This window comes from Erwinia sp. GW821-FHT03D09 (assembly GCF_059420805.1).
This window is the reverse complement of record NZ_JBWKUK010000010.1, coordinates 92,764-115,103: the sequence shown is the minus strand read 5'-3', so window position 1 is coordinate 115,103 and position 22,340 is coordinate 92,764. Positions and strand designations below refer to the sequence as shown.

The following is a 22,340-nucleotide window of genomic DNA, read 5'->3' as shown; positions in this document are numbered from 1 at the left end:
GCGAACCTCACTGACGCTGATCGTCCAGGGTTACGCCTTTTGGCGGCGTAAACGTGAACTTATCGGCAGAGATAGCCCCGTTCTGCTGACTTTTCAGCGCATAGCTGCTGCGCTGACCGTCCTGTTCTACTGCACTGAACTGGTTGATCGTACCGTTAGTTGATACGTTGATATCAAACTGCTTCAGATTGCCGTCGATCGATTTCGGCGTCAGTGAGAAGTTATCTCCTTTCTGCGCGATATTATACTGCTTCCAGTCGCTGGCCTGATTGCGGGCAATCAGCATAAACGGCGTGTTGCCGGTAGCGTCTTTCAGCCAGCTGGCGCTAACCTGTTCAACAAAAGGATTGTAGAACCACAGCGTTTTACCATCGGAAATCAGGGTGCTCTCATCGGGGGCCGTCATATGCCAGTTAAACAGATTTGGCCGCTGCACCCACATTTCCCCTTCGCCGTCCTGAACGGATGCGCCGCTGCCGTCAGTCACTTTCTGACTGAACGTGGCATGGAAGCTTTTCACCTTATCCAGGCGCTGCTTCAGCTCACTGGAGGCATCTGCCAACACGCTGGCCGAAGTAAAGGCCGCCAGCAGACAGCATGAGGTTACAAATTTTTTCATTACGGCATCCTTAATAACGCTTTGATATCACGCTTAAAATAAAGCATTGATTAATTAAACAGCCATCACATTTCATGCGGTGGCGGTGCCAGTACTTCACGGTTCCCGTTGTGACCTGGCGATGACACGATGCCCTGTGCTTCCATCTGTTCGATGATACGCGCGGCGCGGTTGTAGCCGATACGGAACTGACGCTGCACCCCGGAAATGGAAGCACGGCGTTTATCCACCACGAAGGCAACAGCCTGGTCAAACAGCTGGTCGAGTTCTTCATCCCCTTCCATGCCGCCACCTGCGGATTCACCCTCATCGCCACCGCTGAGAATACCCTCTTTGTATTTTGGCCGCTCGCGCGCTTTCCAGTCTTTCACCACCGCGTGGACTTCCTGATCGCGAACAAAGGCACCGTGAACGCGGACAGGAATCGATGAGTTCGGAGCCAGATACAGCATATCACCCATGCCCAGCAGCGACTCCGCCCCGCCCTGATCGAGGATCGTGCGTGAGTCAATTTTACTTGAGACGGTAAAGGCGATACGGGTTGGAATATTCGCTTTGATAAGGCCGGTGATCACATCTACCGAAGGACGCTGAGTCGCCAGCACCAGGTGAATACCAGCGGCACGGGCTTTCTGCGCCAGGCGAGCGATCAACTCCTCCACCTTTTTACCTACGGTCATAATCAGGTCGGCAAATTCATCGACCATCACCACGATATAAGGCTCTTTCTCCAGCACCGGTGGCGTCATATCCATACTGTCGGTTGGCTTCCAGAACGGATCGGGAATCGGGCGCCCCATCTCTTCTGCCAAATCGACTTTTTCGTTGTAGCCAGCAATATTACGCACGCCCAGCGCCGACATCAGCTTGTAACGACGTTCCATCTCAACCACACACCAGCGCAGGGCATTTGCCGCATCTTTCATATCCGTAACAACATCGGTTAACAGATGCGGGATCCCCTCGTATACCGACAGTTCGAGCATTTTCGGGTCGATCATGATAAAGCGCACTTCTTTCGGCGTCGCTTTATACAAAATGCTGAGGATCATCGCGTTAACACCCACCGATTTACCGGAACCGGTTGTACCGGCAACCAGCAGGTGAGGCATTTTACCCAGATCGGCCACCACCGGCTCACCGGAAATATCCTTACCGAGCACAATAGACAGCGGTGACGGATTATCCAGGAAGGCCGGGCAATTCAGCACTTCTCGCAGATAAACCGTCTGGCGTTTCTGGTTGGGCAACTCCAGGCCAACGTAAGGCCGCCCCGGGATCACTTCCACCACGCGCACGGCGACGGCAGAAAGGGAACGTGCCAGATCGCGAGAAAGGTTAGAAATTCGCGCCGCTTTCACGCCAGGAGCCAGATCCAGCTCAAAGCGCGTGATTACCGGTCCTGGCGAATTACCCACCACTTCGGCTTTAACGCGATAATCGGCCAGCCGAGCCTCAATCAGACGGGAGGTCTGCTCAAGCGCAAAGTGATCGACCGGCTCGGTTTCCGTTGGCGGAGACGTCAACAGATCGAGGCTTGGCAATGGCGTCGTCGGTTTATACGTCGGCTGCTCGTGACGCACCAGGAATGGATGGATCAGGCTGTCCATATCCGGTTCGGAAGCGACCGGCTCAGCGCTAACCGGCGGCTGCACGGCCTGAGCGGCGGGTACCGGTCGCCAGGCTGAAGCGGGTGCGGGATCGGCCGCTGGCTCCCACGGTGGCTGCCAGCTTTCTGGCTCCGGCTGCCGCTGTGATTCAGCTTCCGCTTTCTGCCACTGGGATGCAGACTCTTCACGCCACTGTTGCTGTGGTGCACTAACTAAAGCCTGAGGCTGTGGCGCGCTGACTGACGGATGCGGTTGTTGGTATGTGCTTCCCGGCGGCTGTTGCCACTGAGGCGCAACGGCTTCTGGCTCAGCGACTACCGATGGCATAAACAGAGGCTCGGCAGGACCGTCATCCACCAGATCATCCATTGGTGAGAAGTCGAATGCGGAAGAGGTATCCAGAGTGAACGTTGGAGCTGCAGGTACTGATGCAGACAGTGCAGGCGTCACAGCTGGCGCAGTCGGTGCACTCTCAGCTGCGTAACGCTGCTGTTGCTGCGCCGCAAACTGGCTGGCCAGCGCGGCCTGCTGCACCAGGTCCTCTTCCTCGGAGGAAAGAGCTTCACCATAGCGCTGCTGCTGCTGAGCCAGGAACGCTGCGCGCAGGCTTGCCTCCTCGGCTTCATTATCCTGTTCATCACCGAGATCTGGCGCAGCATAACGGCTTGCAGCCTGCTGCTGCTGACGCAGTTCTTCTTCTCTGGCCTTTTCTTCCGCCATACGCTGCGACGGCAGTTTAATGCCATAGGAAGCCAGTTCACGACGTGTCGGAAGCTTAACCGGCTTCGGCCGCGGCAGCTCAGGACCAATTCCCTGCTTCACCTGAGGATTATCGTCATCATCGCTGGTTGCGCTGAAGCCCGGCATAAATGGCATTGCGTTCTCGGATACCTGCGCAGCAACGGCGGGGGTACCGGCTGCTGCTATCGCCGTCGCGGCATGCGATGTAGACTGCGGTGAGAACTCAAACAGTGACGAAGAGGCTTCACGCCAGTTCCCCATCTGCGGGCCATCATCTTCATCCTGATAGGATGGCGAAACCGGTGCCGGAGTTTGCACTTCCTGAGGGACTTCAAAGCGGTAAAGCGGTGGCGTGGCAGCCGGCTGTGTTACGGGCTGCACTGACGGAGTAATTGGCTGCGACAGAGCTGCTACCTGCGGCTGTGCGTCAACAGGTTGCTGGTGCGCAGAAGCGGCTGGCTGCAAAGCGTCGTTGCTCGGTGTAGCGAGAGTATTTGTCGCTTCTGCAGTGAAGGGGTTAGAAGCTGCCATAGCGCTGGCCGCAGCAGCCTGACCTGCGGAAGCAGCACCCGCAACAGAATCCGCAGTTGTTGCAGATTCGCCTGACGCTGGCTTCTGTGGCTTAGCCAACAGCGGATCGTGTTCATCGTCGGCAACATCCGGCAAAGCGTGTTTTGCCAGCAGAACGTCGTCACCCTCGTCTTTACGCGTCGCACGGGAAGAGATAATCGGCGCATCCTCTTCCTCGTAATCATCGTCTTCCTGCCACTTTTCATCCGCACGAGAGCGATTGCTGGCAAACGTCAGCACGCCCATCACCACCGCGCCAATTTTCTCAGCGATGGTCAGCCAGGACCAGCCGGTATACAGCGTCAGACCGGCCGCCCAGACGCACAGCAGGATCAACGTCCCTGCCGGGCCGTTCACCCACGGAGCCATGGCATTGCTTAACAGACTGCCAATCACACCGCCGGAGGCGAAGTAACCCATATCATCTGCATTCAGCGCAGCCAGGCCACAGGAGGTCACCACCAGCGCAAGTACGCCAATCAGCCGTAAAGCAACGGCAAAATAGTCAATGTATTCCTGAGAACTACGCTGACGGAAGGTGATCCAACACAGGCCTAAAATAACGGGAGGAATTGCATACGCCATCACGCCAAAGATGAAAAACAGCGTATCGGCAAGCCACGCACCGACTCCCCCACCGAGGTTGTGGATAGGCTCGTGCCAGGCAGTTTGCGACCAGCTCGGATCGGAGGCATTGAAGCTCAAGAGTGCAACCATTAGATAGATGGCGAAAAGAGCAACAATAATCAGTAACGCTTCCAGCAGACGACGTCCACTGCTTAGCGGTTGTAACGAAACTTCTTTATCTTCTGTATATTCCTGGCTCAAGAGTACTCTCCAGGTGCCTGTAAACTATGAAGGCAACAGCGTCGGGGTTAACCCGACGCTGAACCTGTATGAATTCACAGGAGTGTATCGAAACATACCAGGTTTTGCACCTGTCCTGTGTTACCGGGTCTTAATCACTAAGCGGTTACTTTGTTTCACTTCTTCCATGACCACATAGGTACGCGTATCATTCACTCCCGGCAGGCGCAGCAGCGTTTCGCCGAGTAATTTACGGTAGGCGGACATGTCCGGTACGCGCGTTTTCAACAGATAGTCGAAATCACCGGAAACGAGGTGACACTCTTGAGTTTCCTCAAGTTTTTGCACGGCGGCGTTAAATTGTTCAAACACGTCTGGCGCACCACGATTCAGAGTAATCTCAACGAAAACCAGCAGTGAAGCGTCGAGATAGTGTGGATTCAGCTGCGCAGTATAGCCAAGAATGAAGCCCTGGCGTTCCAGGCGACGGACACGCTCCAGACATGGCGTCGGGGAAAGCCCCACGCGTTTGGATAGTTCAACGTTAGAAATACGCCCATCCTTCTGTAATTCATTCAGGATGTTGCGGTCGATTCTGTCAAGGTCTTTACCCGGTCGTTTTTTATTGTCTACCATTATTATTGTCTCTCTTAAATCCTTCCCTTTACCTGCCTACCCTGCACGCTGAGTCGTTTACAGAGTCGTTCTAAGTGGAGACATAGAGCCTGCTGCGATATTGCACGCCTCATCTGCATGACGCATGTTGTCTGTCCACACCATGCGTCATTCCAAATGACAGACTGAGTTTATTTGACGATGAACGCAAAACAGACAAAAACGCCGCTGCGCTCTCTTAAATATTCTCCGCTTCCAATAATGTTTTCGCAAAACAGCAGCCTATTGTCAAAGTAAAACAATCAAAATCAGTACAACATTCCAAATAAGAGGCTGGCTCTCTGTTTTTCAATGACAATTTTTTCCCTTTGTGCCATGACAAGATAACAACTGATGAATGTTCACCCAGATTCCATTCTTCAAATGGCGCTGATTGGTTTAGCCTTTTTCATTAATCGTTAACAAAATCGCAGAATGCTTTTTTTGCCCCGCTAAATTCCCTACAATCCGCAATCATGCTCGTCAGTTAATTAATGAGGATCTCATGGGTACGGCTAAACACAGTAAGTTACTGATTCTTGGTTCGGGTCCGGCTGGCTACACTGCCGCCGTTTATGCGGCCAGGGCCAACCTGAATCCGGTGCTGATTACCGGTCTGGAAAAAGGCGGTCAGCTCACTACCACGACCGATGTTGAAAACTGGCCGGGAGATGCTAACGAGCTGACCGGCCCGCTGCTGATGGAACGCATGCATGAACATGCGGTAAAATTTAACACCGAGATTATTTTTGACCATATCCACAGCGTAGATCTGCAAAATCGCCCGTTCCGTCTTACCGGTGATGAAGGCGAATACACCGCTGATGCGCTGATTATCGCTACCGGTGCCTCCGCGCGTTATCTGGGCCTGCCTTCTGAAGATGAGTTTAAGGGCCGTGGCGTTTCTGCCTGTGCAACCTGCGACGGCTTTTTCTATCGTAATCAGAAAGTCGCCGTTATCGGTGGCGGTAATACTGCCGTTGAAGAAGCGCTTTACCTGGCAAACATCGCCGCTGAGGTGCATCTGATCCACCGCCGTGACAGCTTCCGCGCAGAGAAGATCCTGATTGACCGGCTGATGGAAAAAGTGAAGAACGGCAACATCGTGCTGCACACCGACCGCACGCTGGATGAAGTGCTCGGCGATCAAATGGGTGTCAGCTCTCTGCGCCTGCGTTCAACGCATGACGAGACCCGGACCGAAACACTGGAAGTGGCTGGCCTGTTTGTGGCTATCGGCCACAGCCCGAATACCGGTATTTTCAACGGTCAGTTGGAGCTGGAAAACGGCTATATCAAAGTACAGTCCGGTATCCACGGTAACGCCACGCAAACCAGCATTCCCGGCGTATTCGCTGCGGGTGATGTGATGGACCATATTTATCGTCAGGCGATTACTTCTGCGGGCACCGGCTGTATGGCTGCGCTTGATGCAGAGCGTTACCTGGACGGTTTGGTTAAAAATAATCAGTAAGTTGTTAAAACTCTGAGCTTATCTTGCTTAAGGCGACGAGCAATTGTCGCCTTTTTACCCTCCGCATTGTAACATTGCCGCGCTTGACAACAATCTTCCTGGGGGCTTCCGCCTCACTACTGTTTACGTCAGGGCAACTCGGCAAAACATGAATAAAACACGACAACAACAACTCACCCGCTGGCTGAAAAGTCAGAGCGTTCACGGCCATCGCTGGCTGCGGCTCTCATCCCTGCTCGGTACGCTGAGCGCGCTGCTTATACTGGCTCAGGCGTGGTTCCTCGCCTCGCTGCTGCAGGCGCTGATTATCGATCACCTCCCTCGCGATACGCAGCGAGTTGAATTTATCCTGTTACTGGCCTGTTTCGCCGCACGCGCACTGTTGACATGGCTGCGGGAAAAGGCGGGTTTTAAAGCCGGACAGGCGATCCGTCTGGCACTGCGCAAGCGTGTACTGGACCGATTAACCGAGCTGGGTCCGGCGTGGATTCAGGGTAAACCTGCCGGAAGCTGGGCCACTCTGATGCTGGAACAGATTGAAGAGATGCAGGATTACTACGCGCGCTATCTGCCACAGATGATGCTGGCCGGCGTGATCCCCTGCATGGTGCTAATCCTGCTGTTTCCGGTGAACTGGGCAGCGTCGCTAATTCTGCTGGCGACAGCTCCGCTCATTCCGTTGTTTATGGCGATGGTCGGGATGGGCGCGGCGGATGCGAACCGTCGTAATTTCCTCGCACTGGGCCGCCTTAGCGGTCAGTTCCTCGATCGCCTGCGCGGTCTGGAAACGCTGCGCTTGTTTAATCGCGCCGCAGCCGAAACCGAAACGATCAGCGATGCCTCCGAGCAATTCCGCCAGCGCACCATGGAAGTCCTGCGCATGGCCTTTCTTTCCTCGGCAGTGCTGGAATTCTTTGCTTCCATTTCTATCGCGCTGATCGCCGTCTATTTCGGTTTCTCCTACCTCGGCGTGTTCGATTTCGGCCACTACAGCGGTCCCGTGACGCTGTTTGCAGGTTTCCTGGTGCTGATTCTGGCCCCGGAATTTTACCAACCGCTGCGCGATCTGGGCGCTTTCTATCATGCCAAAGCGCAGGCTGTGGGAGGCGCTGACGCCCTGCAAACCTTCCTGGAAGAGAGTGAGGATGCCGCCATTAAGCGTGGGGAACTGAAACCAGACCTCAGCGCCGGCTTCAGCCTGGTTGCGCGCGATATGACCATAACCACGACCGATGGTACGGTACTGGCGGGCCCGTTAAGCTTTGAAATGCAGCCGGGGCAGCGAATCGCGGTTGTGGGGCAAAGCGGAGCGGGTAAAACCTCGCTGATGAATGCCCTGCTCGGTTATCTGCCGTATACGGGTTCGCTGTTGGTGAACGATACGGAGCTGCGCGATATCGATCAGGACCACTGGCAGGCGCAGCTGGCCTGGGTTGGCCAAAACCCGCATCTTCCGGCGAATACATTGCGCGAAAATATTCAGCTCAACGGCAGTCAGGACGAAACGCGCCTGCAGCAGGTTATTGAACTGGCCGGTGTTAATGAATTTCTCCCTCGGCTGCCTGCGGGTCTGGACAGTGAGGCGGGCGATCAGGCCGCACGCCTCTCCGTAGGACAGGCGCAGCGCGTTGCCGTTGCACGTGCGCTGATGAAACCCTGCCGCCTTATGCTGCTGGATGAACCCGATGCCAGCCTGGATGCGCAAAGCGAGCAGCATGTGAATCATGCGCTGTTGCAAGCTTCTCATGACCAGAGCACCCTGCTGATCACCCACCAGCTGGACCGCCTGGCGCAGTGGGACGAAATCTGGCTGATGCGCAACGGTACTATTGTGCAACAGGGAGACTGGGCAACGCTGGCAGGTACCCAGGGACCGTTTGCTGAACTACTGGCACAGCGAGGAGGATCGTTGGAATGAAAACTCTGCTGCCCTTTCTGAAACTTTATCGTCGCCACATCTGGCGGCTGTTGTTTGGCATGCTGCTGGCTGCAGTCACGCTGTTAGCCAGTATCGGCTTACTGACGCTGTCGGGCTGGTTCCTTGCGGCAACCTCGCTGGCAGGCGTGGCGGGTATCTACAGCTTTAACTACATGCTGCCGGCGGCAGGCGTGCGGGGTGCCGCCATCAGCCGTACCGTTGCTCGCTACGTCGAACGCCTGGTCAGCCACGATGGCACCTTCCGCGTTCTGCAACATTTACGGGTGTTTACCTTCAGCAAGCTGCTGCCGCTCTCTCCTGCCGGTATTGCCCGCTTCCGTCAGGGTGAGTTGCTCAACCGCCTGGTTGCCGATGTCGATACCCTGGACCATCTTTATCTGCGGGTGATCTCTCCGCTGGTGGGTGCGCTGGTGGTGATTGCCGTAGTGACGGTTGGTCTGAGCTGGCTGGACGTCGGCCTGGCGCTGACACTCGCTGCGCTGATGCTGTTAACCCTTTTGCTGCTTCCTCCGGTATTTTATCGTGCCGGATTGCCGGTTGGGCAAGATCTCACCCGTTTACGCGGGCAATATCGCAGCGGCCTCACACGATGGTTACAGGGGCAGGCCGAGCTGAGACTGTACGGTGCTGCCGCTCAGTTCCGCAACGCGCTGGACGATACGGAACAGCAGTGGCTGAATGTGCAACTTCGCCAGGCCAGCCTGACCGGACTGTCTCAGGCGCTGGTGATGCTGATGGGAGGCATCGCCGTCACTCTGATGCTCTGGCTGAGTGCCGCAGGCATTGGTGGCGATCTTCATCCCGGCGCCTATATTGCACTGTTTGTATTCTGCGCACTGGCCGCTTTTGAGGCACTGGGTCCGGTGGGTACTGCCTTCCAGCATCTGGGACATGTTATCGCCTCAGCGCAGCGGGTAACGCAAATCATCGAGCAAAAACCGGCGGTGACCTTTACGACAACTTCACCGCAGAACGCTGGCGGCGCAGCGCTCACGCTACGTGATGTCAGTTTCCGCTATGCCAGCAGCGATCCGCTGGCGCTGAACAGCGTTTCTCTGGATATTGCATCCGGTGAGCACATCGCGCTGCTGGGCCGAACAGGCTGTGGCAAATCCACGCTGCTGCAGCTGTTAACCCGCGCATGGGACCCGCAACAGGGTGAGATTGTGCTGAATGGTACTCCACTCAATAGCTGGAGTGAAGCCGACTTGCGGAGCCGCACCAGCGTGGTGACTCAGCGCGTTCACCTGTTTACCAGCACGCTGCGCGATAACCTGCTGCTAGCTGCACCGGGTGCCGCCGATGAAGAACTCTGCACCGCTCTGCATCAGGTCGGGCTGGATAAACTACTGGATAATGAACAGGGGCTGAATGCATGGCTGGGTGAAGGCGGTCGCCAGCTGTCGGGCGGTGAACTGCGGCGTCTTGGTCTTGCCCGGGCGCTGCTGCACAACGGTGACCTGCTGCTGCTGGATGAACCGACTGAGGGACTGGATGCCGAAACCGAGCAGCAAATACTGTCACTGCTACGTAAAGTGTCGAAGGGTAAAACCATGATCATGGTAACGCATCGCCTGCGTGGCCTGGCAAACTTTGATCGGATCTGCGTGATGGATAACGGCAGGATCATCGAACAGGGCGATCATCAGAAATTAGTGGCGGATCGTGGCCGCTACTGGACATTTTTACAACGCTTTGCGCTATAGTCTTTAGCTCAGGAAACCTGCGGACACCCCCGATGCGTTTGATCCAGCTATCACGCGATTCGTTAAACTTCCCGCCGCCAGAAATGGCGCTGCGGGAACCTAACGGACTGTTAGCAATGGGGGGCGATCTCAGCTCTGCCCGCCTGCTAAATGCCTACCATCACGGTATTTTCCCCTGGTTTTCCCCGGGCGATCCGATTCTTTGGTGGTCACCCGATCCCCGCGCTGTACTGCCGCCAGAGGAATTTCACCTCAGCCGCAGCATGAAGCGTTTTCATCAAAAATCCCCCTACTCCGTGACGCTAAATCAGCGTTTTTCCGACGTTGTAGCAGGTTGCGCAACCGATCGTGATGAAGGCACCTGGATTACCCCGGAGGTCAGGCAGGCCTGGCAATTATTATATTCGCAGGGCTATGCACACTCGATTGAAGTCTGGTGCGGAGAGGTGCTGGTCGGTGGTATGTACGGTCTGGCGCTGGGGCAGATTTTTTGTGGTGAATCGATGTTCAGCCGCAGCGAGAACGCGTCTAAAACTGCTCTGCTGGTATTCAGCCACTGGTTTCAGCAACAGGGTGGGCAATTAATTGACTGCCAGATACTTAATCCTCATACCGCCTCGCTGGGTGCCAGGGAAATATCCCGCGCCAGCTATTTGCAACACGTGGAAAATTACGCCAGGCAGGTACTTTTACCCGACTGCTGGCGACCAAAACGCCTTTTTTAGAGGCTAACGCTGATGTTTTCCAGCACCCGACGAATAAAAGTGATATAATCCCCGGCGTTTAGTATATCGTCCGCTTTTCACCGGTACAAGATGGTGATGTGGAATCCCAGGCTGGGAATCTCAACGCACCTGTCAGAACTGTTTCTCATCGTGCGATAAAGCAGATTTAAACAGATTCTTAGCCCACTGTTCCCCCACGCAGACGCTATTCAATACGACTTATTCGTAACTTTTCTGTGCTTAAATGGCATGAGAGGAGTTGATGTGGGTGATGAAATCATCTGCAATTCTTTACTTAATACGTGAAATTCGGCATTATCTTGCCGGTTCAAAACTAAGGTAGTCCACCTAGAGGATTCGATGGCCAAAGAAGACAATATTGAAATGCAGGGTACCGTACTTGATACGTTACCTAACACCATGTTCCGCGTTGAATTGGAAAACGGTCACGTGGTTACCGCTCATATCTCCGGTAAAATGCGCAAAAACTATATCCGCATCCTGACGGGTGACAAAGTCACTGTAGAGCTGACCCCGTACGACCTGAGCAAAGGCCGCATTGTCTTCCGTAGTCGCTGATTAGCCCCATTCCGTTTCTGCCCGCAGAATTCTGCCTGGCAGTAACCATTAAAAAGGCCGGATAATTATCCGGCCTTTATTTTATCTGCTGAACCCTTAGTGTACGGTCCCTTCCGCTTTACGCTTCTCAGCGCTGAGGAAGTGATAGGTCAGCTGATTCTTCTCTTTGTCCAGCCCAACGGATACCGAACCGCCATCAACCAGCGAGCCGAACAGCAATTCATTCGCCAGCGGTTTTTTCAGGTTCTCCTGAACGGCACGGGCCATCGGACGGGCACCCATCGCTTTGTCATAGCCTTTATCCGCCAGCCATTCCCTTGCATCATCACTGACTTCCAGCGATACGCCTTTCGGGTCCAGCTGGGCCTGCAGCTCAACGATAAACTTATCGACAACCTGATGGATCACCACGCGATCCAGGTGTTTGAACCAGATAATGTTATCGAGACGGTTACGGAACTCCGGCGTAAAGATCTTTTTGATCTCTTCCATCGCATCGGTGCTGTTATCCTGCTGGATCAGGCCGATCGATTTACGTTCGGTTTCCCGCACACCGGCGTTGGTAGTCATTACCAGTACGACATTACGGAAGTCCGCCTTACGGCCGTTGTTATCGGTCAGCATACCGTTATCCATCACCTGCAGCAGCAGGTTAAAGACGTCCGGGTGGGCCTTCTCAATTTCATCCAGCAGCACTACAGCGTGCGGATGCTTAATCACCGCATCCGTCAGCAGACCGCCCTGATCGAAACCAACATAGCCCGGAGGCGCGCCAATCAGGCGGCTGACGGTATGACGTTCCATATACTCGGACATATCAAAGCGCAACAGTTCGATACCCAGCGCACGCGCCAACTGTACCGTGACTTCAGTCTTACCAACCCCTGTCGGTCCGGCAAACAGGAATGAACCCACCGGTTTGCGATCCTGGCCCAGACCAGCGCGGCTCATCTTGATTGCCTCGGTCAGCGCTTCAATAGCGTTATCCTGACCAAACACCAGCATCTTCAGGCGATCGCCGAGCGTTTTCAACGTATCGCGATCGCTGGCAGAAACGCTTTTTTCAGGAATGCGCGCAATGCGCGCCACAACGCTTTCGATATCCGCCACGTTAACGGTTTTCTTACGTTTGCTTACCGGCATCAGACGTGCACGTGCACCGGCTTCATCAATGACGTCTATCGCCTTATCAGGCAGATGACGATCGTTGATGTATTTCACCGCCAGCTCCACAGCTGCACGCACGGCTTTCGCCGTATAGCGAACATCGTGGTGCGCTTCATACTTCGGCTTCAGCCCGTTCAGGATCTGCACCGTCTCTTCAACCGTCGGTTCAGTGATATCAATTTTCTGGAAGCGACGCGCCAGCGCACGATCCTTCTCAAAGATATTGCTGAATTCCTGATAGGTGGTTGAGCCCATCACCCGGATCTTGCCGCTGGAAAGCAGCGGTTTGATCAGATTAGCCGCATCAACCTGGCCACCGGAGGCCGCACCTGCACCGATGATGGTGTGGATCTCATCGATAAACAGAATGCTGCTGGTGTCCTGCTCAAGCTGCTTCAGCAAGGCTTTAAAACGTTTCTCGAAGTCGCCACGGTATTTGGTACCCGCCAGCAGCGAACCGATATCCAGCGAATAGATGGTGCACTCTTTCATTACTTCCGGCACATCACCCTGCACGATACGCCATGCCAGACCTTCGGCAATCGCGGTTTTACCTACGCCGGACTCACCCACCAGCAGCGGGTTATTTTTCCGGCGACGGCACAGTACCTGGATGGCACGCTCCAGCTCTTTATCGCGGCCGATCAGGGGATCGATACCCCCGACACGGGCAAGCTGGTTAAGGTTGGTGGTGAAGTTTTCCATACGTTCCTCCCCGCCTGCTTGCTCTTCGTTAACCGGATTTTCTGCGCTTGATGACGGACCTGGCTCATCTTTACGCGTGCCGTGAGAAATAAAGTTCACCACATCAAGGCGGCTGACTTCATGTTTGCGCAGCAGATAAGCTGCCTGCGACTCCTGCTCGCTAAAAATAGCGACCAATACGTTTGCGCCAGCCACTTCGCTACGGCCTGATGACTGGACATGAAATACTGCGCGCTGCAGTACGCGCTGGAAGCTGAGCGTAGGTTGTGTATCACGCTCTTCTTCGCTGACCGGCAGAACCGGGGTGGTTTGTTCGATAAACGCCTCAAGCTCCTGACGGAGCGCCAAGATATCGACACTGCAGGCTTCCAGTGCCTCTCTGGCCGACGGGTTACTGAGCAATGCCAGTAACAAATGCTCGACGGTCATAAACTCATGTCGGTGCTCGCGCGCTCTGGCGAAAGCCATGTTTAAACTGAGTTCCAGTTCTTGATTGAGCATAGGCACCTCCCACAATAGATCGCCTTATTCAGGCTTTTTCCAGCGTACATAGCAACGGATGCTCGTTTTCCCTGGCATACTTGTTCACGTGTGCCACTTTGGTTTCTGCAACTTCGGCGGTAAATACGCCGCAGATCGCCTTCCCATGGTAATGCACCGTAAGCATCAGTTGCGTTGCACGTTCAACATCATAAGAAAAGAACTTTTGCAGCACGTCAATAACAAATTCCATAGGCGTATAGTCATCATTGTGCAGAATGACCTTATACATGGAGGGTGGCTTAAGCTCCTCGCGAACTTTGTCATCCGCAAGCTGTTCAAAATTAAGCCAGTCGTTAGTCTTTCCCATACATATCCAGTGTGATCAACATTACTTACTTCTGCCAGATTAACATCATTCAGGTTATGTTTTACATGACCAAAATGTTGTGCAACATCGTTGATATTGTGAATAAAAGGTAACATTCGCGACCTTCATCACAAAATTTGCAATAGCGTTAACTACCTCAAATTTTGATGATTTTGTCCCTGAGTGCACCGCTCGTTTGCTTGACCGGCCCTGCTAATTCTCTACAGTACTCAAACAGGCTGAATGTGTTTTAAACAGCCATCGGGCGAATTGCCGGATGTTTCCCCACCAATTTTGAATGTCTTGCGAGGGATGTAGAAGCATGGAGACGGGTACTGTTAAATGGTTTAATAATGCCAAAGGATTCGGTTTCATCTGCCCGGTAGGGGGTGGCGACGATATCTTCGCGCACTACTCCACGATTCAGATGGATGGATACAGAACGCTGAAAGCCGGGCAACAAGTCCAGTTTGATGTGCATCAGGGGCCAAAAGGCAATCATGCCAGCCTGATCGTCCCTGTAGAAACGGCAATCGCGGTAAGCGCCTGACCTTTCTGACTCATTCTGTACAACCCTGCGACAAAATGCCAGCCAGCGATGCTGGCATTTTTATGCAATAACTGCACAACGCTATCTATATTGGGTTGAGTCGCCGTTTTTCAACCCGCCACTGCGTCCGTTTTCCTTCAGTCCGCCTTCCCTCTTGCCAGCCACTGCACGCGGGCAAACATTTTACGCAACAATGATGGAATCGCCTCCGTGCCGCGAACAGCAGCCTCTTCCGCCACCGCAATCGCCAGGTCAGGTTTTGACGAGTGGGAAATGGCTTTAGCGATCACCCGTCGCAGGTTCATCGGCACGCCCTCAGGCAAACGCGCTACACGATGATATACCGCCGAGAATCCCTGCCTGTACAGGAAATGCTCCATATCCAGTGCGGGTAATTGTGTCAGATAGTTCTCTTCAAGTTCTCCTGGAGGGATCTGACTGCGCGCCGTGGCGGCATATTTTTTTCCGGCCTCATCGCCATCGGTCAACACATGCCACTCAATGCCCATGCGGCGAGCAAACTTTAGCAGCGGCTTCAGCCCCGACTGCGCGAACTCGATCACCTTGATTCCTTCTGCGGCAAAATGATAATGGCACTGACGCGCCAGCTCATTCATTACCCAGACTTCCGTTTCCCCCTCCACCAGCAGCCAGCAGCGGGCAAACAGCGCTGAGGGGCGGTTAAGACGGATATGAAAAGCGATACGCCGCGCGTCTTCACTGCTCAGCCCACTCTCACCCAGCCGCCAGGCGGCAACCCGTCCGCTGTCGCGCACCAGGCGGCAGATATGTTCAACCGACACCTGCGCCAGCAGCTCACCGGAGTTGGTAGTGGCAATCTGCTGTAGCGGCAGCACCGCCAGCAGCTCCTGCGCCACCGCCAGCATAATTGGATGCAGCCGCGTTTCGGGATCTTCCAGCAGCAGCAGCGGTCGTGCCTGCGGTGCAAGCTGCTGAACACCGCGAACCTGCACCAGCTGTGCAAACATCTGTAGCAGGATCAGCCGCCGGCTGCGGCTGTCGGCGGCCACAATCAGCTGATTGATTTCGGCCAGATGCCGCCAGCCAAGTCGGGAAGCACGATGATGATGAGGCGCCCGCTTTTGCGGAACATCATCCACGGACTGCTGCCAGGAGAAATAGTGCTCCAGCAGCTGTTGCAGCGTGCCCAGCCCCTGCTGTAGCGCGCTGTCAGTAAGATTTTGCGGTCGGGAAACCACGTCGCGCGTCAGATCGCTTATCTGGCTGACCAGCTCACCAAACTGCCGCTCTCCTGCCTCGGCAATCGCTTCACGCGGCAGACGTCGGCTAAAACGCGCATCCCGCAACCGCAGCACCGGATGCAGCTGTATCAGCAATTTCACCCGCTCATTGCAGGCACTGCCTTCCAGCAGCGGCAGCCCTTCGCTGTCGGTAAACTGACGGCGAGTCGTCACACGAGCGTCGGCCTGTAAACGTCCTTCAAAGCGTAATCTGATCCGCTGAAGACGATCATCTCCTTTACGCCACAAAGATGAAAAACGCTGATAGCGATCGGACAGCACATCGCCCTGCTCCTCACGCCAGGTAAAAATTGCACACAGACGTTGCTCACGGCTTTGTTGCTCACCCGGCGGAAAATAGAAATCATGCGGGGTAAACTGATACAGTTCCTGCTGTGGCGCTAACAACAGCGACAGCACGTCCAGCAGGCTGGACTTGCCCCAGGCATTTTCGCCGATCAGTACATTGTGCTGTTCCAACGGTAGCACCAGGCGACTCAGGCCGCGAAAGCCCATGACATCAATTTGTTCCAGAATCATATCTGCCCCAACTCGTCCGTTTTAATGAGAATGGTCGGCGCACAGCGCCAGGTCAAGAGACGTAATGCAGATTACTATTATTTCTATTTGCGCACGAATTTGAGCCAGATCAAACCGATACCTGATTCACAGGCACGACGCTTGCAATCATCGGCTGCACGATCTTTTATAAAGTGTATTTAAAATACATCTTATAAGGATGAGATCATGTTTTGTATTCAATGTGAACAAACAATGCGTACGCCAGCCGGTGACGGTTGTGCCTATGCACAGGGCATGTGTGGTAAAACAGCTGAAACGTCCGATCTGCAGGATCTGCTGGTCGCCGTACTGCAGGGCCTGTCGGCGTGGGCGCTGGAAGCCCGTAGTCTGGGGATCACCGATCATCAGGTTGACAGCTTTTCACCCCGCGCTTTCTTCTCCACGCTGACCAACGTCAACTTTGACTCCCATCGAATTATCGATTACGCCTTTGAAGCGATTCGCCTGCGTGAGGATTTGCGCCTGCGCTGCGAACAGGTGGCCGGAAGTGCGGCACCGCATCATCCGCTGGCAAATCTGCGGCTGGAAAGCCACGACGTCAGCGTTCTGCAACAGCAGGCGGCGCAGTTTGCGCTACGGGATGCGAACACTCACCCCGATATCCTCGGTTTACGCCTGCTGAACCTGTACGGTCTGAAAGGAGCGGCGGCCTATATGGAGCATGCTCACGTACACGGTCGTTTCGACAATGACGTCTACGCCCAATATCACCAGATCATGGCCTGGCTCGGCACCCAGCCGAACGACAGTGCGAAGCTGGTAGACTGCGCGATGCAAATCGGCAAGATGAACTTCACCATTATGGGCATGCTGGATGAGGCGCAGACCAGCGTCTACGGCGATCCGCAGCCAACGACGGTGAATGTGCGTCCGGTTGCCGGTAAAGCGATTCTGATTTCCGGCCACGATCTGAAAGACCTCCAGCTGCTGCTGGAACAGACCGCTGGCAAAGGTATTAATGTTTATACCCACGGCGAGATGTTGCCCGCTCACGGCTACCCGGAACTGAAAAAGCATTCACATCTGGTCGGCAACTACGGCAGCGGCTGGCAAAACCAACAGACCGAGTTTGCCCGTTTCCCCGGTCCGGTCATCATGACCTCCAACTGCATTATCGATCCCACCGTCGGCGACTATCAGCAGCGCATCTGGACCCGCAGCATCGTTGGCTGGCCGGGTGTGAACCATATCGAAGACGAAGATTTTACGTCAGTTATCAACCAGGCGCTGGCGATGCCGGGATTCCCGTACAGTGAAATCCCGCATGAGATCACCGTCGGATTTGGCCGAAAAGTGTTACAGGATGCGTGCGACAGCGTGATTGACCTGGTCAGCCGTAAAAAACTGCGCCACGTGTTTGTCATTGGCGGCTGTGACGGCAGCCGCGACCAGCGCAGCTATTACACCGAACTGGCGCTGGCGGCCCCGAAAGACGCGCTGATCATGACGCTCGGCTGCGGCAAGTATCGCTTTAACAAACTCGACTTCGGCACCATTGAAGGGCTACCCCGCCTGCTGGACGTCGGCCAGTGCAATGACAGCTACTCGGCAATTATGCTGGCGGTGAAGCTGGCCGAAAAACTTAACTGCGGCGTTAACGACCTGCCGCTGTCGCTGATGCTCTCCTGGTTTGAACAAAAGGCCATAGTCGTGCTGCTGACGCTGCTGGCGCTTGGGGTTAAGAATGTGCGTACCGGCCCAACCGTTCCGGCATTCCTGACAGAAAACCTGTTGACCATTCTCAACGAACAGTTTGGCCTGATGCCGGTCAACAGTGCCGAGCAGGATATGGCCATCGCGCTGGGTGAAGAGGTATAAATCATGGACATGCATCCCCTGTGTCAGTGGCGGATGCAGGTTCATCACCTGCACCAGGAAACGTCGGATGTCTGGACCATCGCGCTGATTAACCACGATTTTTATCGCTGGCAGGCAGGGCAGTATGCGCTGGTCAGCATCGCAGGCAGCGACGATCTGCGCGCCTACACGCTCTCCTCCACGCCCGGACAAAGCGCGCTGATTACGCTGACCGTACGCCATATTATCGAGGGTAAAGGCTCCGGCTGGCTGACGCAGCAGCTGAAACCTGGCGATCACCTCTGGCTGTCCGATCCGCAGGGTGACTTCAGCTGTGAAAAGCATCCGGCCGCAAACTATCTGTTTCTGGCCGCGGGCTGCGGCATCACGCCGGTTATGTCAATGTGCCGCTGGCTGCGGCAGCATCGGCCGGAATGCAGCGTACGATTGATTTACAGTGCGCGCTCCGCCAGTGATGTGATCTTTGCCAGTGAACTGGCCGCAATGCAGCCCTGGCTGAAGCTGACCGTGGTAGCGGAAAATCAACCCGCTGCGGGAATGCTGGCTGGTCGCTTGGATCGCGAACGCCTTGCCGCGCTCGCGCCGGATATTGCTGACGCAACGGTCATGATCTGCGGACCTCAACCTTATATGGATCTGATGGAGAGCGATGCCGCCGCGCTGAGTGCCAGGCAAATACTGACAGAACGATTTACGCCCGTAACCGCTACTGCGCATGTTGAACCCGCCTCCGAAGCAGGCGCTACCCTGACCATCAGCGGCCCGCCGCTCTCTGCCGCGGCACCGTTCCCCGCAGGCTGGTCACTGCTGGCCGCCATGGAGGCTCATCACCTGCCGGTCACTGCCGTATGTCGCGCGGGCGTTTGCGGCTGTTGTAAAACACGCATTGCCAGCGGTGACTACACCACCGGCAGCACGCTAACACTGAGTGAGACAGAGATCGCGCAGGGTTACGTGCTGGCGTGTAGTTGCCAGCCACAAAGCGATATTGTTATCGGCTAAATCACCGCGTGTGAAATAGCTTGTTGCATACGCTTTCCCGATCCTGTCCGCCTTCAACTATGCTTTTGCCAGGAATTAATCACAGTATTTTAATTCGATCGCGCTGAACGAGGAGGAAAGCATGAAGCAAACTGTTGCGGCACTGGTCGCAAAAACCCTTGAAAGTGCAGGAGTAAAGCGCATCTGGGGCGTGACCGGGGACTCGCTTAATGGACTGAGTGACAGCCTTAACAAGATGGGGACCATTCGCTGGATGCCCACTCGACATGAAGAGGTGGCGGCTTTTGCTGCCGGGGCAGAGGCGCATCTTACCGGCGAACTGGCGGTCTGCGCCGGTTCATGCGGCCCGGGAAATCTGCATCTGATCAATGGCCTGTTTGACTGTCATCGCAATCACGTTCCGGTGCTGGCGATTGCCGCACATATCCCCTCCAGCGAGATTGGCAGCAACTATTTTCAGGAAACCCATCCACAGGAGCTGTTTCGTGAATGCAGCCACTACTGCGAGCTGGTTTCAAATCCCGAGCAGCTGCCGCAGGTGCTCGGCATCGCGATGCGTAAAGCCATTCTTAACCGGGGCGTTTCAGTGGTGGTTCTGCCGGGTGACGTCGCCCTTCAGCCTGCCCCGGAAGGCGCCAGCGATGCCTGGTATCCTCCACAACAGCCGCTGGTGCGCCCAGCTGCCGGGCAGCTCTCCGCGCTGGCTGAAAAACTCAACGCCGCCAGCAATATTACCCTGCTATGCGGCAGCGGCTGTGCCGGAGCCCATGCTGAAGTGGTGAAACTGGCCGAAACCCTGAAAGCGCCGATTGTTCATGCCCTGCGCGGCAAAGAACACATTGAGTATGACAATCCGTATGATGTCGGTATGACAGGGCTGATCGGTTTTTCATCAGGATATCATGCGATGATGAACGCCGATACGCTGGTGGTGCTCGGCAGCCAGTTCCCCTATCGCGCGTTTTATCCACCTGAAGCGCAGATTATTCAGATTGATATCAACCCCGGCAGCCTTGGCAGCCACAGCCATGTGAATATGGCATTGGTGGGCGATATCAAAGCCACGCTGAGCGCGCTTCTGCCGCAACTCAGCGTAAAAAGCGAGCGACGTTTCCTGGATAAAGCCCTGGAACACTATGCCAAAACCCGTAAAGATCTCGACGATCTGGCCACCGCCAACGACAAACAGGCGATCCACCCGCAGTATCTTGCGCAACAGGTTAGTCAGTTTGCCACTGAAGATGCCATATTCAGCTGCGACGTTGGCACGCCAACCGTATGGGCAGCCCGCTATCTGAAAATGAACGGTAAGCGCCGCCTGCTGGGATCGTTCAGCCACGGCTCGATGGCTAATGCAATGCCGCAGGCGCTGGGTGCACAGGCCATCGATCCGCATCGGCAGGTTATCGCCCTGTGCGGCGATGGCGGCTTCAGTATGCTGATGGGCGATTTTCTTTCGCTGGCCCAGCTTAAACTACCGGTGAAAATCGTGGTGTTTAATAACAGCGTGTTGGGCTTTGTGGCGATGGAGATGAAAGCCGGAGGCTATATGACCGACGGCACCGAGCTGCATAATCCTAACTTTGCGGCGATCGCCGAGGCGTGTGGCGTTAAAGGAATCCGCGTGGAACGGGCCTCCGACCTTAATGATGCACTGCAGCAGGCATTTGCACACGATGGTCCGGCACTGGTGGATGTGGTGACCGCAAAAGAAGAACTGGCTATGCCGCCGGAGATTAAGATGGAACAGGCCAAAGGCTTCAGCCTGTACATGCTGCGGGCCATTATCAATGGCCGTGGCGATGAAGTCGTCGAACTGGCAAAAACTAACTGGCTAAGGTAAAGAAAGAACTGCCGTTAATTTCGGGCGCTGCAGCGCCCGTTTTCATGTGTAAGGAGAACAGGTGTGATCGATCTGCGTAGTGATACCGTAACACGCCCAAGCCAGGCAATGCTCAAGGCGATGATGACCGCTGAAACCGGCGATGATGTGTATGGTGATGACCCGACGGTGAATCTACTGGAGGCGGAAGCCGCAGCGCTGAGCGGCAAAGAAGCAGCGCTGTTTCTGCCGACCGGCACTCAGGCAAACCTGGTGGCGCTGCTCTGCCACTGCCAGCGCGGCGAAGAGTATATCGTCGGCCAGTTGGCCCATAACTACAAATATGAAGCGGGCGGAGCTGCAGTGCTTGGCAGCATCCAGCCACAGCCGATTTTAGCCGCTGGTGACGGCACGCTGCCGCTGGATGTGGTTGCACAGTTTATCAAACCTGACGACCTGCATTTCGCCATCACCCGCCTTCTCAGCCTGGAGAATACCCATAACGGCAAAGTACTGCCGCTGAGCTATCTGCAACAGGCGTGGGAATTCACCCGCCAGCGTAGTCTGGCGCTGCATATTGACGGTGCACGCATCTTCAACGCGGCGGTGGCGCTGAACGTGCCGATGGAGGAAATCAGCCGCTACTGCGACACCTTAACCATCTGCCTGTCGAAAGGGCTGGGTGCGCCGGTCGGTTCCCTGCTGTGCGGCAGTACGGAATTTATTCAGCGTGCACGCCGCTGGCGGAAAATGACCGGCGGTGGCCTGCGCCAGGCGGGTATCCTCGCAGCAGCAGGGCGCTATGCACTGCAAAACAACGTTGAACGCCTGCGGGAAGATCATGATAACGCCGCCTGGCTGGCTGGCGCACTACGAGAAATCGGTGTAGACGTCACCCGTCACGACACCAATATGCTGTTCCTGCGCCTGCCGGAAGATCAGATGGCCGCCCTGGGGCCATGGATGCGCGAGCGCGGCATCCTGCTCAGCCCGGGCGCGGTAACACGGCTGGTGACCCATCTGGACGTCGATCGCGATGCACTGCAAACCCTCGTTAATGAGTGGCAGGCATTTTTAGCACAGCATTGATTGACCCCGATCGGGCGATATTGATGCCAGCCTGAGGGACGCTGAGCGGGCCCGTACAAACCCGTTCAG

At 55.3% G+C, this 22,340-nt stretch carries 16 protein-coding genes; 10 read left to right on the top strand and 6 right to left on the bottom strand.

All coding sequences use genetic code 11. The features are described 5' to 3' along the window. Window positions 1–7 precede the first annotated feature (7 nt). The 3 genes from lolA to lrp all read right to left on the bottom strand — a co-directional run bounded on the left by lolA (window position 8) and on the right by lrp (window position 4,983). Window positions 8–619: an outer membrane lipoprotein periplasmic chaperone LolA gene (gene lolA / locus AC07U6_RS11955; RefSeq protein ID WP_494762165.1), complete on the bottom strand. Its 612-nt coding sequence runs from the start codon at window positions 617–619 to the stop codon at window positions 8–10. 65 nt (window positions 620–684) lie between these two features. Next, the gene (locus tag AC07U6_RS11950) at window positions 685–4,368 is read right to left on the bottom strand and encodes a DNA translocase FtsK 4TM domain-containing protein (protein WP_494762164.1); all 3,684 of its coding nucleotides are present in this window, start codon (window positions 4,366–4,368) and stop codon (window positions 685–687) included. A 120-nt stretch (window positions 4,369–4,488) separates the two neighbouring features. Further along, window positions 4,489–4,983, bottom strand: coding sequence for a leucine-responsive transcriptional regulator Lrp (gene lrp / locus AC07U6_RS11945; RefSeq protein ID WP_006118610.1), 495 nt, complete (start codon window positions 4,981–4,983; stop codon window positions 4,489–4,491). Window positions 4,984–5,506: 523 nt separating this feature from the next. Between lrp and trxB the strand changes: the two genes are divergently transcribed. From trxB to infA, 5 genes are all read left to right on the top strand, one after another. Beyond that, a complete protein-coding gene (gene trxB / locus AC07U6_RS11940; protein WP_494762163.1) occupies window positions 5,507–6,475 on the top strand; it encodes a thioredoxin-disulfide reductase in 969 nt (322 codons plus the stop codon). Window positions 6,476–6,623: 148 nt separating this feature from the next. Next, window positions 6,624–8,393: a heme ABC transporter permease/ATP-binding protein CydD gene (cydD, locus tag AC07U6_RS11935; protein ID WP_494762162.1), complete on the top strand. Its 1,770-nt coding sequence runs from the start codon at window positions 6,624–6,626 to the stop codon at window positions 8,391–8,393. Continuing rightward, window positions 8,390–10,120: a heme ABC transporter ATP-binding protein/permease CydC gene (gene cydC, locus AC07U6_RS11930; RefSeq protein WP_494762161.1), complete on the top strand. Its 1,731-nt coding sequence runs from the start codon at window positions 8,390–8,392 to the stop codon at window positions 10,118–10,120. Before cydD ends, cydC begins: the two co-directional genes overlap by 4 nt. Window positions 10,121–10,152: 32 nt before the next feature. Continuing rightward, window positions 10,153–10,845: a leucyl/phenylalanyl-tRNA--protein transferase gene (aat, locus tag AC07U6_RS11925; RefSeq protein WP_494762160.1), complete on the top strand. Its 693-nt coding sequence runs from the start codon at window positions 10,153–10,155 to the stop codon at window positions 10,843–10,845. Window positions 10,846–11,205: 360 nt separating this feature from the next. After that, complete coding sequence (gene infA / locus AC07U6_RS11920; protein ID WP_002211347.1) at window positions 11,206–11,424, top strand: translation initiation factor IF-1; 219 nt, start codon at window positions 11,206–11,208, stop codon at window positions 11,422–11,424. Window positions 11,425–11,520: 96 nt separating this feature from the next. Here the strand turns inward: infA and clpA are convergent, their stop codons facing one another. Together clpA and clpS are read right to left on the bottom strand one after the other, a co-directional pair. Further along, entirely contained in the window at window positions 11,521–13,797 is a 2,277-nt protein-coding gene (gene clpA / locus AC07U6_RS11915) for an ATP-dependent Clp protease ATP-binding subunit ClpA (RefSeq protein ID WP_494762159.1), read from the bottom strand. Between the two features lie 28 nt (window positions 13,798–13,825). Beyond that, the gene (gene clpS / locus AC07U6_RS11910; RefSeq protein WP_494762158.1) at window positions 13,826–14,146 is read right to left on the bottom strand and encodes an ATP-dependent Clp protease adapter ClpS; all 321 of its coding nucleotides are present in this window, start codon (window positions 14,144–14,146) and stop codon (window positions 13,826–13,828) included. A 322-nt stretch (window positions 14,147–14,468) separates the two neighbouring features. On the opposite strand from clpS, the gene cspD reads away from it, so the two are divergent. Further along, a complete protein-coding gene (gene cspD / locus AC07U6_RS11905; protein WP_494762157.1) occupies window positions 14,469–14,696 on the top strand; it encodes a cold shock-like protein CspD in 228 nt (75 codons plus the stop codon). A gap of 137 nt (window positions 14,697–14,833) precedes the next feature. Here the strand turns inward: cspD and AC07U6_RS11900 are convergent, their stop codons facing one another. Further along, window positions 14,834–16,498 (bottom strand): DUF2813 domain-containing protein, encoded by a 1,665-nt coding sequence (locus AC07U6_RS11900; RefSeq protein ID WP_494762156.1) that lies wholly within the window; start codon window positions 16,496–16,498, stop codon window positions 14,834–14,836. A 207-nt stretch (window positions 16,499–16,705) separates the two neighbouring features. Between AC07U6_RS11900 and hcp the strand changes: the two genes are divergently transcribed. The 4 genes from hcp (at window position 16,706) to ltaE (ending at window position 22,271) form a co-directional block, all read left to right on the top strand. Then, window positions 16,706–18,358: a hydroxylamine reductase gene (hcp, locus tag AC07U6_RS11895; RefSeq protein ID WP_494762155.1), complete on the top strand. Its 1,653-nt coding sequence runs from the start codon at window positions 16,706–16,708 to the stop codon at window positions 18,356–18,358. Between the two features lie 3 nt (window positions 18,359–18,361). Next, window positions 18,362–19,360, top strand: coding sequence for an NADH oxidoreductase (gene hcr, locus AC07U6_RS11890; protein WP_494762154.1), 999 nt, complete (start codon window positions 18,362–18,364; stop codon window positions 19,358–19,360). Window positions 19,361–19,481: 121 nt separating this feature from the next. Continuing rightward, complete coding sequence (poxB, locus tag AC07U6_RS11885) at window positions 19,482–21,203, top strand: ubiquinone-dependent pyruvate dehydrogenase (protein ID WP_494762153.1); 1,722 nt, start codon at window positions 19,482–19,484, stop codon at window positions 21,201–21,203. 63 nt (window positions 21,204–21,266) lie between these two features. Next, window positions 21,267–22,271 (top strand): low-specificity L-threonine aldolase, encoded by a 1,005-nt coding sequence (ltaE, locus tag AC07U6_RS11880; protein ID WP_494762152.1) that lies wholly within the window; start codon window positions 21,267–21,269, stop codon window positions 22,269–22,271. Window positions 22,272–22,340 lie beyond the last annotated feature (69 nt).

What these genes read in the sequence shown, in the direction of transcription:
- lolA (WP_494762165.1), bottom strand. Translation starts at nt 619, where the DNA reads ATGAAAAAATTTGTAACCTCATGCTGTCTGCTGGCGGCCTTTACTTCG.
- lrp (WP_006118610.1), bottom strand. Translation starts at nt 4,983, where the DNA reads ATGGTAGACAATAAAAAACGACCGGGTAAAGACCTTGACAGAATCGAC.
- trxB (WP_494762163.1), top strand. Translation starts at nt 5,507, where the DNA reads ATGGGTACGGCTAAACACAGTAAGTTACTGATTCTTGGTTCGGGTCCG.
- cydD (WP_494762162.1), top strand. Translation starts at nt 6,624, where the DNA reads ATGAATAAAACACGACAACAACAACTCACCCGCTGGCTGAAAAGTCAG.
- cydC (WP_494762161.1), top strand. Translation starts at nt 8,390, where the DNA reads ATGAAAACTCTGCTGCCCTTTCTGAAACTTTATCGTCGCCACATCTGG.
- aat (WP_494762160.1), top strand. Translation starts at nt 10,153, where the DNA reads ATGCGTTTGATCCAGCTATCACGCGATTCGTTAAACTTCCCGCCGCCA.
- infA (WP_002211347.1), top strand. Translation starts at nt 11,206, where the DNA reads ATGGCCAAAGAAGACAATATTGAAATGCAGGGTACCGTACTTGATACG.
- clpA (WP_494762159.1), bottom strand. Translation starts at nt 13,797, where the DNA reads ATGCTCAATCAAGAACTGGAACTCAGTTTAAACATGGCTTTCGCCAGA.
- clpS (WP_494762158.1), bottom strand. Translation starts at nt 14,146, where the DNA reads ATGGGAAAGACTAACGACTGGCTTAATTTTGAACAGCTTGCGGATGAC.
- cspD (WP_494762157.1), top strand. Translation starts at nt 14,469, where the DNA reads ATGGAGACGGGTACTGTTAAATGGTTTAATAATGCCAAAGGATTCGGT.
- AC07U6_RS11900 (WP_494762156.1), bottom strand. Translation starts at nt 16,498, where the DNA reads ATGATTCTGGAACAAATTGATGTCATGGGCTTTCGCGGCCTGAGTCGC.
- hcp (WP_494762155.1), top strand. Translation starts at nt 16,706, where the DNA reads ATGTTTTGTATTCAATGTGAACAAACAATGCGTACGCCAGCCGGTGAC.
- hcr (WP_494762154.1), top strand. Translation starts at nt 18,362, where the DNA reads ATGGACATGCATCCCCTGTGTCAGTGGCGGATGCAGGTTCATCACCTG.
- poxB (WP_494762153.1), top strand. Translation starts at nt 19,482, where the DNA reads ATGAAGCAAACTGTTGCGGCACTGGTCGCAAAAACCCTTGAAAGTGCA.